The organism is Planotetraspora mira, assembly GCF_016863275.1.
Classification (GTDB): Bacteria; Actinomycetota; Actinomycetes; order Streptosporangiales; family Streptosporangiaceae; genus Planotetraspora; species Planotetraspora mira.
Genome location: NZ_BOOO01000030.1, coordinates 1 through 11886, shown reverse-complemented (window position 1 = coordinate 11886; position 11886 = coordinate 1). Strand labels below are relative to the sequence as shown.

The 11886-nt window shown below is 69.4% G+C and carries 11 protein-coding genes; 5 read left to right on the top strand and 6 right to left on the bottom strand.

Annotated features, from left to right (window positions below):
• The first annotated feature begins 53 nt into the window (after positions 1–53).
• Positions 54–764: a hypothetical protein gene (locus tag Pmi06nite_RS25070; protein WP_203955566.1), complete on the top strand. Its 711-nt coding sequence runs from the start codon at positions 54–56 to the stop codon at positions 762–764.
• Positions 765–1282: 518 nt separating this feature from the next.
• On the opposite strand, the gene Pmi06nite_RS25065 is transcribed toward Pmi06nite_RS25070, so the two are convergent.
• A complete protein-coding gene (locus tag Pmi06nite_RS25065; protein ID WP_203955565.1) occupies positions 1283–1822 on the bottom strand; it encodes a cysteine dioxygenase in 540 nt (179 codons plus the stop codon).
• Positions 1819–2709, bottom strand: a complete 891-nt coding sequence (locus Pmi06nite_RS25060; protein WP_203955564.1) for an amidohydrolase family protein — start codon at positions 2707–2709, stop codon at positions 1819–1821. Before Pmi06nite_RS25060 ends, Pmi06nite_RS25065 begins: the two co-directional genes overlap by 4 nt.
• 161 nt (positions 2710–2870) lie before the next feature.
• On the opposite strand from Pmi06nite_RS25060, the gene Pmi06nite_RS25055 reads away from it, so the two are divergent.
• Positions 2871–3869 carry a LacI family DNA-binding transcriptional regulator gene (locus tag Pmi06nite_RS25055; RefSeq protein WP_239114188.1) on the top strand — a complete coding sequence of 333 codons (999 nt, stop codon included), beginning with the start codon at positions 2871–2873 and terminating at the stop codon, positions 3867–3869.
• Here Pmi06nite_RS25055 and Pmi06nite_RS25050 read toward each other — a convergent pair.
• The 3 genes from Pmi06nite_RS25050 to Pmi06nite_RS25040 all read right to left on the bottom strand — a co-directional run bounded on the left by Pmi06nite_RS25050 (position 3866) and on the right by Pmi06nite_RS25040 (position 7890).
• Positions 3866–5236, bottom strand: coding sequence for an aromatic amino acid lyase (locus Pmi06nite_RS25050; RefSeq protein WP_203955563.1), 1371 nt, complete (start codon positions 5234–5236; stop codon positions 3866–3868). The two genes, Pmi06nite_RS25055 and Pmi06nite_RS25050, sit on opposite strands and share 4 nt — an antisense overlap.
• Positions 5226–5597 (bottom strand): phage holin family protein, encoded by a 372-nt coding sequence (locus Pmi06nite_RS25045; protein ID WP_203955562.1) that lies wholly within the window; start codon positions 5595–5597, stop codon positions 5226–5228. The genes Pmi06nite_RS25050 and Pmi06nite_RS25045 overlap by 11 nt, the downstream gene beginning before the upstream one ends.
• Before the next feature lie 205 nt (positions 5598–5802).
• Positions 5803–7890: an acyltransferase family protein gene (locus Pmi06nite_RS25040; protein ID WP_203955561.1), complete on the bottom strand. Its 2088-nt coding sequence runs from the start codon at positions 7888–7890 to the stop codon at positions 5803–5805.
• Positions 7891–8240: 350 nt separating this feature from the next.
• Here Pmi06nite_RS25040 and Pmi06nite_RS25035 point away from each other — a divergent pair, with 350 nt between their 5' ends.
• Positions 8241–8516 (top strand): hypothetical protein, encoded by a 276-nt coding sequence (locus tag Pmi06nite_RS25035; protein WP_203955560.1) that lies wholly within the window; start codon positions 8241–8243, stop codon positions 8514–8516.
• Positions 8517–8537: 21 nt separating this feature from the next.
• Here the strand turns inward: Pmi06nite_RS25035 and Pmi06nite_RS25030 are convergent, their stop codons facing one another.
• Positions 8538–9914 (bottom strand): ferredoxin reductase family protein, encoded by a 1377-nt coding sequence (locus tag Pmi06nite_RS25030; RefSeq protein WP_203955559.1) that lies wholly within the window; start codon positions 9912–9914, stop codon positions 8538–8540.
• A gap of 146 nt (positions 9915–10060) precedes the next feature.
• Here Pmi06nite_RS25030 and Pmi06nite_RS25025 point away from each other — a divergent pair, with 146 nt between their 5' ends.
• Together Pmi06nite_RS25025 and Pmi06nite_RS25020 are read left to right on the top strand one after the other, a co-directional pair.
• Positions 10061–10789 carry a response regulator transcription factor gene (locus Pmi06nite_RS25025; protein ID WP_444544158.1) on the top strand — a complete coding sequence of 243 codons (729 nt, stop codon included), beginning with the start codon at positions 10061–10063 and terminating at the stop codon, positions 10787–10789.
• 47 nt (positions 10790–10836) lie between these two features.
• Positions 10837–11223: an OsmC family protein gene (locus Pmi06nite_RS25020; RefSeq protein ID WP_203955558.1), complete on the top strand. Its 387-nt coding sequence runs from the start codon at positions 10837–10839 to the stop codon at positions 11221–11223.
• Positions 11224–11886 lie beyond the last annotated feature (663 nt).

Below are 11886 nucleotides of genomic sequence, written 5' to 3'. Positions count from 1 at the left end.
TGACACGAGCGTCTAAGCTTTAGGTAAGCCTTGCCTAAGCGAGCGGAGAAGCCGTGCCCCTTGGAGCTCTCACCGAGAGTCTCGAAAGCCTCGCGGAGGAAAGAGACGGCACCATCGGCGTGCTTCCCGGGCTCGTCACCGAATACTCCCGTGAATGGATCCGTGCCTCAGAGTTGGTGCGGGAGCCGTACGGGGAGCTGGCCGGCCTGGTGAGGGAGACGGCGGACCGGTGGGACGCCCCCCGCCACGTGGCCGCGGCGCTGCTGTGGAAGACCTACGGCTACTGGCACACGTTGCCGATGGCTCTCGGCTGGGGGCTCGGGCGGCGCGTGCCGTTGATGCGGCTCGAGGACACCCTCGTACGGTCGTCCGAGGCGGGGGTGACCATCGCGGCCGAGAAGGTGACCGTAGCCGTCCTTCCCGGCGACCCGATGGCGGGCGCCCCCGGCACGACGGTCGTGGACAGCCTGGGCGCGGCGATCAGGGAGGCGCTGCTCGACGGGCAGCGGCCGGTCATCCGGGCCCTCGGCGCGCTGGCCAGGGTGGGGGAGCGCACCCTGTGGGGGTCGACCGCGGAGGCGTTCGTCGGCCCGCTGCTCGAACTCGGCCCCTACGGCCAGGCGGCGGCACTCCTCGCGGAGATCGGCCCCCCGGTGGACGGCCTGATGGTCCCCCATGAGGACGGCTACCGCCGCCGCACCTGCTGCCTCTGGGTGACCATCCGCCCCGAAGACCCCTGCACCACCTGCTGCATCCTCCCCTAACCCTTCACCCCTCGTGCTTGGCCGTGATCATGCACACCTTCGGAAATGTGCCCCGTGAGCTGCTCAGACATCTCGCGTGATCATGCGCACCTTCGGGGAAACCGCCCCTGAGCTGGCCGTACGCCAGTCGTGATCATGCACGCATTCGTACGTATGGCCGTTGGCGTGCCCTTATACATCTCGTGATCATGCACACCTTCGGAGAAGCCGCCGCTGAGCCGGCCATATGTCGGTCGTGATCATGCACGGACGAGCCCTCGAGTGTCGTGCGGATCGTGCATGATCACGCTGCGCGTTTTCGCAGGTCAACATGCATCGACCCGAATCCGTGCATGATCACGAAATGCGTATCGGCAGGTCAATGCGGCATTTCCAGAACCTGTGCATGATCACGGCCCATGTGTGTCCAGCTCAGCGGTGGTTTCCCCGAAGGTGTGCATGATCACGAGAGATGTCTGAGCAGCTCACGGGGCACATTTCCGAAGGTGCGCATGATCACGGCCAAACTGAGGGAGGGGTTAGGCGGGGTCTAGGGGGCGGAGTTCGTCGGCGTAGCTGACGGACAGACGGCGCATCATCCCGTCCGGGTTGATGGAGTACTGCCCGAGGCGCCACAGGGGCGGGGAGTAGGCGTGGATCGACACGCTCCCGTGCTCCGCACCGGTCAGGCGGTGGATGTGGTCGGGGCCGAACGTGAACGACTCACCCTCGGTGACGGCCGTCTCCAGGTGCTCGCCGCCGATTCGGGGGTTGCACTCCTTGAGCTCGCCGGTCACCACGCGCACGGCTCCCGAGGAGATGTCGTGGTCGTGCCAGCCCGTGTCGTCCTCCGGGCGCCAGCACAGCAGCCACACGTCCACATAGGAGTCCCGGTAGAGCGACGCGTAGTGGCGGCCGCCGTCCTCGGCGCCCTCGAAGTTGAGCTGCTCCTTCCACAGCTCGGGCTGCTCGGCCAGCTCGTTGACCAGCTCCGACAGCTCGCGGCGGTCGAGCGCGCGGGCGGGTAGCTGCTCGAAAGGAGCACAGCTCGCGGTGACCTGGACGGTGGGGGTGCTCATGACTGCGACTCCTTTCGTTTCAACATGCGATCGGGATTGCTCACGCGGATGGCGTGGCGGGCGGCTTCGCCGAACTCGGGCGACGGGGCCTCCGCGTACGGAAGATCCGAGCCGTTGACGACGACGTCGATGCCGAGTTCGCGGACCATGGCGTCGATGGCCCGCGGCCCGTAGGACGAGGTCTCGACGAACAGGTTCGCGTCCACGCGCCCCCGGCCGGAGCCGCCGCGGTTGATCTGGCGCTCCGAGTGAAGGGGCGCCAGACCGGCGAGCAGGGCGAAGCAGACCTTCAGGCGGGGGTGCCTGGGCCGGCCGAACGCCTGGAATGCGTACCACGAGGCGTGCATCTGCTGGACGTACGGCACGACCGCGGCCCACCAGGACGGGCCTTCCGGCGTGGCCGCCGGCCCGGGGTGGACGAACAGCGGCAGACCGCGCTCCTCCAGCACGTCGAGCAGCGGGGCCACGACCGAGAGTCCCTCGGCGTCCCCCAGGGCGGTGGCGGGTAACTGGAGACCGCGGAACCCCTGGTCGAGGGTCCGCGAGAGCCGTACGGCGTCGACGTCGGTGACCGGCGCGGCGGCCCAGGCCCCGAACGGCGCAGGCAGGTCGCGGGCACCGGAGTGGTAGGCGTCGATCAGCGGCCACGCCTCGGCGGGCGGCAGGTGCTCGATTCCGAGAGGGCTCGACAACGAGACGAGCGCGAGGTCGAGATCGGCGTTGAGCTTGAGCCTGGAGTCCAGGTCGTGCGCGCCGGGGTCGACCTCGTAGGGGGCCTCACCGTCCAGGATCAGCGTCCAGCCGTCGAGGAGCGGCGGCTCGGCCCGGCGGCGCAGGGCGTCGAGGAACGACGGCGTCCACAGATGCTGGTGCACGTCGATGCTCATCGTCACCTCCTTCGTTGCCCCTATTCCCGACTGATAATACATGTAATCGGAAGGGAACACCCGTGTCAAGGCTCTGAATCGCTTCACTGATACGTTTCAGTGAACCGCTTCACCTCGTGAGGTGTCAAGACGTGAACGCCTGTCCGGCATAGGGTTACCGCGTGGCTCAGCGTAAGCGCGCGACGATTCGCGAAGTGGCGCAGGCGACCGGCCTGTCACCCGCCGCGGTGAGCTACGCCCTGCGGGGCATGCAGGTGTCCGAGGAGACCATCCAGCGGGTACGGCGGGCCGCCGCGGAGCTGGGATACGAGGCCGACCCGATCGCCCGGGCCCTCGCCAGCGGCCGCACGGGGATGATCGGTCTCCTCTGCGGCTCGCTGGAGGACCTGTGGCAGCAGTCCCTCGCGGTCGGCATCGGCCGCGCGCTGCGCGACAAGGACAGATACGCGCTCATCCTCGACGCCGCGGGCGACCCGGCCAGGGAGCGCACGCTCGCCCTCCAGCTCAGGGACCAGCGGGTCGACGGGCTGATCGTGCAGCCGGTGGACCCGGCGGCCAGGTTCTGGGCCGATCTGGCCGACTCCCTGCCCGTCGTGGCCATCGGCGACGCCCTGCTGCACGGGCACACCGCGGCAGAGGTGGTCTTCGACAACCGGCGCGGGGTCACGATGGCGCTGGAGTACCTCAGGGACAAGGGCCACCGCCGCGTCGCGGTGCTCACCCCGACCCGGCCGAGCACCCCCGACCGCCCCGCCGACGTCCACGTGATCGCGGAGGCCGAGCGCCTCGGCCTGGACATCGACGTCAGGTCGGCCGGGCAGAGCCTCGCCGACTCGGCGGGCGTCGCGGCCGGGCTCCTGACCCGGGCCGACCGGCCGACCGCCGTGTTCTGCTTCTCCGACTCGATCGCCTACGGCGTCTACAAGGCCGTCGCCGAGCTCGGGTTGTCGGTGCCGGACGACGTCGCGGTGATGGGATACGACGACCATCCGATGTCGGAGCTCCTCGGCCTGACGACCGTGAACTGGGACCTCGACGGCATCGTCCGCGCCGCCGTCCGGCTCGTCGTCGCCGCCTCGGAAGGAAAGGTCCACCGCCGCCGCATCGTCCAGGAACCCGGCCTGCGCGAGCGCGTGTCGGTCAAGCCGGACGCGATCTAGGCGAAGGCCGGCAGCGCCGTCCGTGCGGCCTCGATGTCGGCGTCGAGGGGCCGGTCCTCCATGCGCGGGTCGAGCGGCACGTCACTGGAACGCCCGCGCTGCCGTTGCGCGCGCACGGCCGCGACCAGCTCGCAGGCCAGGACGATCTCGTACGGCTCCCGCGTGGCGAGGCACGCCCGCGCGGCCTGGGTGCCGAACCCGGCGTGGTCCTCCACACTGCGCGAAAGGACCGCGCCCCCCAGCGTCACAGGGGCGGCGAGATTCCGCAGCGTGGCCAGGGCGTCATAGGCGACGTACTCGAGGATGAGCGCCCCCGAGGCGCCCGGCCGGTCGGCGAGGAACGGGATCAGGCCGGTGTAGGCGGGCTCCATCATGGTGGCCAGCCTCGCGGTGGACAACGACGCGGTCTGTACGAGCGCGGCGCGCAGCCCGTCGAGGGCGAGTGCCACCGGCGCGGTGTGGAAGTTGCCGTTGTGCCAGGCCCTGCCGCCCGCGATGAGCGGGTTCTCCGCCGCGGAGTTCATGTCGGTCGTGACCACCTGCTCGGCCGTGTCCAGCGCGTCGAAGGCCGCCCCGTGGACCTGTGGCAGCGCGCGGTAACCGTAGGGGTCCTGGAGGCGGGGGGACGGTCCGGGGACGAGCAGGCGGCGCAGCCGCGTGGCCACCCTGGCCTGGCCGGGATGGCGCCGGGCGTCCTGCACGGGCTGTTCCAGGGGCTCGTCCGACGCGTCCACGGCGCGCCAGGACTGGGCGGCCACCCCGATGGAGGCCTCGAGAAGCGGGCGGAGCCCCGCGCACGCCAACGCGGCGTCGCCCAGCGTCATGGCGTTGGCGCTCATGAACGGCAAGGCGTCGGAGCCGGACAGGGCGAACGACGGCTCCTTCTCCGGCGACCATGAGGCGCGTCGCCAGGGGACCTCGCCCGTGAGGCAGAGGGCGGCCGTGGACAGGGCGGTGAGGTCGCCCGTGCCGATGGCGCCGTAGAGGCGGACGGGAGGAGTGAAGCCCCCATTGATCGCGTACGCGAGAACGGGGAGGACTCCGGGATTGACGCCCGACCCGCCGCGGAGGATCTGGTTGAGGCGGATCACCAGCATCGCCCGGGCCCGTTCCTCCTCGACCATCGGCCCGGCTCCGCCGGCGTGACTGCGCACCAGGTCGAGCCCCTGCTCGTGCACAGCCACGTCCTTGTTGGCCCCGACGCCCGTCGTCCGGCCGTACACGGGGCCGTGCAACTGGCTGGAGGCGCGCCAAGCGGCCTGGGCCGCGGCGGTGGAGCCGACCGCGACCCGGGCCTCGCCACGGGCCACCGCGCCGACCTGTTCGCAGGTCAGCGTGGTGCCGTCGAGGGTGATGTCAGTCGTCACCGAGGATCATGTTGAGAACCCAGCTGATCACGCCCACGATGATCGCGCCCCAGAAGGCGGCCAGGAACCCGCTGACGTGGAACGGAAGGTCGACCTTGTCGGCCACCCAGCTTGTGAGCAGAAGCAGAGCGGCGTTGACGACGAGGGCGAACAGGCCCAGCGTCAACACGTAGAAGGCGCACCCGATGGTCTTGATGATCGGCTTGAGCACCGCGTTGACGAGACCGAAGATGAGCGCCACGGCGATCAGGGTGCCCGCCTGCTTGGCCGCGCTGCCGGTGTTGACCGTGATGCCGTCCACTAGCTGCGTGGACACCCACAGCGCTCCGGCGACGATCAATACCTTAAGGATGATCTTCAAAGGGGGGATCCTTCCATGATCGGAAAAGACGGTGCCAGGCGGCTGAGACGGACAAGCATGCTCGCCCCGCCCTCCGCCCGGCAAGCCTGCCCGGCCACCCGCGGCGCACCCCCGGTGACCCGCCTCGCTGACACGTTTTGATCGTATAGTTCGGCGGTCCCGGCGCGGCGGGGCGGGTTCTCCGGGACCGGCCTCCTCGGATCGCTCAGACCTTCGGCAGACGGGCCATGAGGATCGGTGCGAGGAGCTGGGCGTACTGCTTGGTCATGTGGCCCTCGTCCCGGTAGACGAGCAGGTTGCCGACGACCGGCGGACAGGTGCCGGCCGTACCGCAGAACCACGCGGTCGGGTCGATCACCTTGATCTTGGCCTTCTTCGCCGCGTCGGCGATGGCGCTGCGGCGGGCCGGTGAGTGCAGGGCCTTCGGCAGCTTGTTCGTGCACAGGGTCAGGACCCGGGGGTTCTGGGCGAGGCACTCGGGCGCGTCACTGTTGGGCCAGGGGATGTCCTGGATCAGCGTCATCTTCGTGCCGCGGGCGTTGATCTGCTTCAGCGTGTTCGCGAAACCCGCGCCCCAGGCGGCGGCGTTGTCGGTGTTCTTGGGGAAGATCGTCCCGTCCTCCGACGAGGACATGACGACCAGCGCGGGATGGAGCTTCTTGATCCTCGCGATCGTCTGCTTACGCCAGGTGTCGCAGCTTTCGTACGCCTTGCCGGTGCGGACCAGCGTGATCGAGGAGACCTTGCACGAGGCCTTGGTCCACGAGTAGAGCTTCCAGTGGTTCTCGCGGGCGAGCCTGTCCATGGCGGGGAACCAGCTCGCCGCGTGCGAGTCGCCGAAGAGGACGACCACCTTGCTCGATGTGAGGTCGCCGAACGCGCACTCGGGCATCGAGACGTCGTCGTAGCCCACGTGGCAGCCGTCGTCGTAGACGATCGCCTTGTCGTCCTTCACCTTGGTGAGGGAGGGCGTCAGGTTGCCGGGAAGCCGCTCCGGCGGGACGCCGCCCGCGATCGTGGACTTCAGGAACGCCTCGGCGTCCGGCGCCGACGCCATCGCGCTCGGCAGGTCCGCGACCGGCGGGCCGTACGGGATCGAGGGGGGCAGGGTGGCCGCGACCAGGGCGATCACCGCCGCGCCCGCGGACAGGGTGACTCCGAGGGAGATGGCCCGTCCCGGCCGGTTCTTGAAGGCGCGGTGGAAGCGGACCGGGTTCTCCACCAGGTAAAGGGTGACGGCGGCCAGGATCAGGCCGAGGCCGCAGAGCGCGAGATTGACCTTGAGCGTGCCGTGGAGGCCGAGTGCGGCGGGGCCGATGACCAGGAGCGGCCAGTGCCAGAGGTACCACCCGTAGGACAGGCCGCCGATGCGCTGGAAGGGCGCCAGTCCCAGCAGCAGCCGGGCGTCGGCGCGTGCCGCCGCGGTGCCGCCCGCGATGACGAGGGCGGTGCCGGCCACCGGCAGGATCGCGTGATAGCCGGGGAAGGGGGTGTCGTTGTCGTAGACCACCGCCGCGACGACGATCGCCGCCAGGCCCACCCACGTCATGGCCGCGGCGATCCGGCCGGGAGTGCGCGCGAGTCGCGCGGCGGCCAGAGCGACGAGCGCTCCCGCGCCCAACTCCCAGATGCGGGTGTGCGAGCCGAAGTACGCCCAGGGGGCCGAGCGCGGGGTGTCCACGATGCTCAGCAGGAGCGACACGGCTGACAAGACGACGAGCGGCACCGCCAGGTACCGCGTCCGGCTGCTGCGGCCGCCCCTGCTGAGCAGCCAGGCGGAGACGATCAGCAGGAGGGGCCAGACGAGGTAGAACTGCTCCTCGACGGCCAGTGACCAGAAGTGCTGGAACGGCGAGGGCGGGGCCCCCTCCTGCAGGTAGTCGGTGCCGGTGATCGCCAGCCGGAAGTTGATCGCGTAGAGCGTGCTGGCCAGGGCGTCCTTGGTGTATTCGGCGAATCTGACCGGCGTGAGCCACAGCCAGGAGCCGATCACGGTGAACACGACCACGATGGTGGAGGCCGGCAGGAGCCGCAGGGCCCGCCGCGCGTAGAAGCGCCGGATCGAGATGCGGCCGGTGGTGTCGAGTTCGCGCAGCAGCAGTGAGGTGATCAGGAAGCCGGAGATCACGAAAAAGACGTCGACTCCGATGTAACCACCGGCGAACAGGGCCACCCCGGAGTGGCTCAGTACGACGAGCGTCACCGCGACCGCGCGCAACCCCTCGATGTCGGTCCGCTTCCGGGCATGCGGAGGGGAAGCGGGCTCGGCGCGCTCGGTTCTTTCCAGTGGCACGGGCGTCGCGTGCGTCACTGTGCGTTTCTCCCGGCGGCCGGCGCGATGCGCGAAGCGGGAGGGCGTTTCCGGGGAGACGGCATAGCGACAAACCGAAACAGAAAACATCGACGCAGGTCAAGCCCCGGCAAACAGGTGTTCCGCCGAAGTTCATGCGCGTTTCATATAGGTGGCTTCCAAATGTCTACAAGGTGGGGCGAATGGGTCGCGTGCGTGCTCGACGGGCGCGATCCGCGCGTTCCGAGGAGAGGGCCGTCGGCAAAGGGATCGTGGTCTCTGACTACCCTTTTCTCTGCCATGGGCATAACCGGCACGGCTTGGGGCAATCACAATTTTTGGGGTGAGTGTGGATGGACGTGGAAGAGCTCGATTCGTTGTCGGCCAAGGAGTTGCACGACCGCGCCGTGCACTACGCCGTACGGCACGGCGATTTCGGTTTCCTCTGGGACCTGCTGAAGCTGATCCCGGCCGCCGAGGCGGCCAGCGGCAACTCCGATGAGACGGCGAACGATCTCAGCCGGGTGTCCGCGCTGCTCAGCGATGCGATGGCGGCGGGGGAGGGGGAGCTCGGCGACGCCCTGCGACCCGTCTACGTCGACTACCTGTCCAAGCATCCTGACGCCTGAGGCCCACTCGCGGTCGGGCGCCTAGAGCTCGAAGGGGTCGTAGTGGACGTGCCGGTCGCGGACGCCCGCCTTGCGCAGCTCCGCGTGGACCCGGCGGACGAGACCGGGGGGACCGCACAGGTAGACGTCGCGGTTCCCGATGCCGGGTACGAGCCGGGCCAGCCCCGGTGCGGTGAGCTCCTCCGGGATGTGCCGGCCGTCGGTGTCCTCAGGAGTGTCGCTCCGCCCGCCGTTCTCCCGTCCGTCGTCGTCCAGCAGGTAGACCAGGCGCGCGCCGCGTGACCTGGCCAGTTCGTCGAGCTCGTCGCGGAAGACCACCTCGCTGCCCGACCTGGCCCGGTAGAGGACGACCGTCCCCGGCGGCATCTCCTCGAGCAGGGCCCTGATCGGCGTGATCCCGATGCCCGCCGCGATCATCAGGACGTCCTTGTTGACGCGTGCGCCGGCCGTGAAGCTCCCGTACGGGCCCTCCACCACGACCCGGGTGCCGACCTGGACCCCCTGCAGCCCGCGGGTGTGGTCGCCGAGCGCCTTGACCGTCACGCGCAGGCGGCGCCCGTCGGGAGCGGCCGACAGGGAGAAGGGGTGGGCCTGCCCCCAGTCGCTCCGCGTGAGGAACCGCAGCCACAGGAACTGGCCCGGCTTGACCTGGAACTCGCGCATCCGGCGGCCGCCGATGTGGATCGAGGTGACGTCCGGCGTCTCCCGGACCACGTCGGAGACCCGGAAGCCGTGCCGTGCGACCAGTCTGGCCGGCCGTACGATCCGCCGCCAGACGGCCAGCGTGAGGGCCGTGCCGTACAGGACGATCCAGAAGACCCTGGCGATCCCCTTGATGTCGGTGGAGATCATGATCGTGTGGGCGAACGCCAGCGCGGTTCCCAGGTAGGCGTACAGATGCAGGTAGTACCAGGTCTCGTAGCGCATCCGCCGCTTGATCGCGCGGATCGAGGTCAGGCCGATCATCACGATCAGGGCCGTGCCGACGTAGGCCGCGAGGAGCCAGGGATAGCCGTAGACGAATCTCATCGTCTGGTCCGCCAGGCTTCTCCCGGCGGCGTGGCCGACGGTGCTGAAGACGATGTGCGCGGTGATGAACGCGAAAACGGCGGCCCCCAGCCTGCGGTGCCAGACCGAGATGAGCCGCGTGTCCAGGACCCTGCTCATGAGGATGAGCTGGACCGCGATGAGGTATCCGGCGAGCATCCCGGCCAGCCTGCCGGTGCCGACGAGGGGGTCGGCGGTGAAGCGGCCACCCGAGTGGACCGCCCAGGGCACGAGTGCCGCGGCCGCTCCCAGCCAGAAGATCGCCGGCCAGAGCCACGTCGTGGAGGCGCGAGCCGTACCTGCCCGTGAGCGGTCCGCCGGGGCCGCGCCCGTCAAGTCGGTGTGTGCCATCCCCCGACCATCGCCGATGGATATGAGGCGGATCTGAACGAGTCACCCGTGGCCGGGGGCGCGATCGGCTGGTGCGGCGCGGATACGGACGCCGGCCTGCGGCGTTCCTTCATGAACTTCTCATCGTCTCAGGCCAGGATGGCGTGGTGGCCAAGACACGGATGCTGGTCGTGGACGACGATCCGGACGTACGCGACGCGATCGCGCGCGCCCTCCGCGGGGAGGGATACCGCGTCACGACCGCCGATGACGGTGAGTCGGCGCTCGCCGCGATCAGCGGCGGCACACCTGAACTCGTGCTGCTCGACGTGCTGATGCCGCGGGTCGACGGTCTGGAGGTCTGCCGGAGGCTGCGGGAGAAGGGCAACCGGGTCCCGGTGCTCATGCTGACCGCGCTGGAAGAGGTCGGGGACCGTGTGGCAGGGCTCGACGCGGGCGCCGACGACTACCTGGTCAAGCCGTTCGCCGTAGAGGAACTGCTGGCCCGTGTCCGGGCGCTGCTGCGCCGTACGGGCCCGGCGGAGCCGGCCGCGGGCTTCGCCGATCTGACGTTGCTGCCGGAGAGCAGGCAGGCGAGGAGAGGCGGCCGGGTCATCGACCTGACGAGGACGGAATACGCCCTGCTCGACCTGTTGATCCGCAACGGCGGACAGGTGCTCACGCGCAAGGTCATCCTGGAGCGGATCTGGGGGCAGGCCTTCCGCCCCGCGTCCAATTCGCTGGAGGTCTACATCCGCTACCTGCGCAGGAAGACGGAGGCGGCGGGCGAGCCCCGGTTGATCCACACCGTGCACGGCCTCGGGTACGCCCTCAGAGAGACGATCAGGGACACCCTTCGCGACGCGGGCGCGATCGGAGAAGCCGCCGGGCGTTGATCGCGGCTACGCGGCCGAGGTCGATGCTCCCCAAGTAGGGTGACGTCATGGCATTCGTCCACGTTGAGCGCACCGAAGATGGATTCGTCGCCCGGAACAATCGGGGCGCGGAGATCACCATGGGCACGTCGGAGGGCCAGTTCAGTCCTCTGGAACTGCTGCTCGCGGCCGTGGGCGGATGCAACATCATGACCGTCGAGCCCCTCACCGCCCAGCGGGGCCACCGGCTCGTACGGCTGGCCATGGATGTGACGTCCGAGAAGGCGGGCCCCACCCAACTGGAGTCCGTCACGGTCACCTACGACGTCGAGGCGCCGTCCGAGGAGGCCAGGGAGGTCTTCGAGTCGGTGGCGCAGCGGGTCCACGAGCGGCACTGCATCGTGAGCCGTTCTCTCGAGCGGGGCACCGAGGTCCGCATCATCCTCAACGGGTAGTCCCGCGTCGCTCCTTCGGTCGTCGGAGCGGCCGAAGGGCTACGCATGGGTGACACGTGTATGTGACGCGTGTATGTGACGCGTTCCACACCGCTCCGCCGGGTGCTCTTCCGAGTGGTTCCTCTGAGTGGGTTTCGTGGGCGGGAAATCGGGGATTCCAGGGGCCCGGCTCCGTCGTGGGGGGTGTCGCTTGACCGTGTCGCACCTGGTCAACGCCGGATGTAGGCCGAAAATCCACCTGTCGATGACGAGTTCATGACAACCACGGCGCTAGTGTGGTAGCAGGTCGAGAAGACCAGTTGAAGCTTTACCGAAGGACGCGGAGGGGGAACCGCGTCCGACAATAAGCGGGGGCCTGCCGGTGCCTTTGGGGAGGGCATGCCTGGCGGAACCGCTTTCAGCCGAGGCCGGACAGTTGGGGGACTGTCCGGCCTCGGCGTTTTTTATGCCCGAAGAGGCGTAGGCGGCGGCCCGTGGTCGTCCGCCACGAGCAGGGCCCCTGGAACCCATGCGGCCGCTGACCGGTTGGTCGTTCTCCCCGGCCGGCCCTGCCGTCGTCTACCCCCGCACCCCCCGCCACCCCCACACCCTCGCTACCCCCACACCCCCGTTACCTCCGCACGCCCGCTGCTCCCGCGCCCCCGTTACCTCCGCACGCCCGCT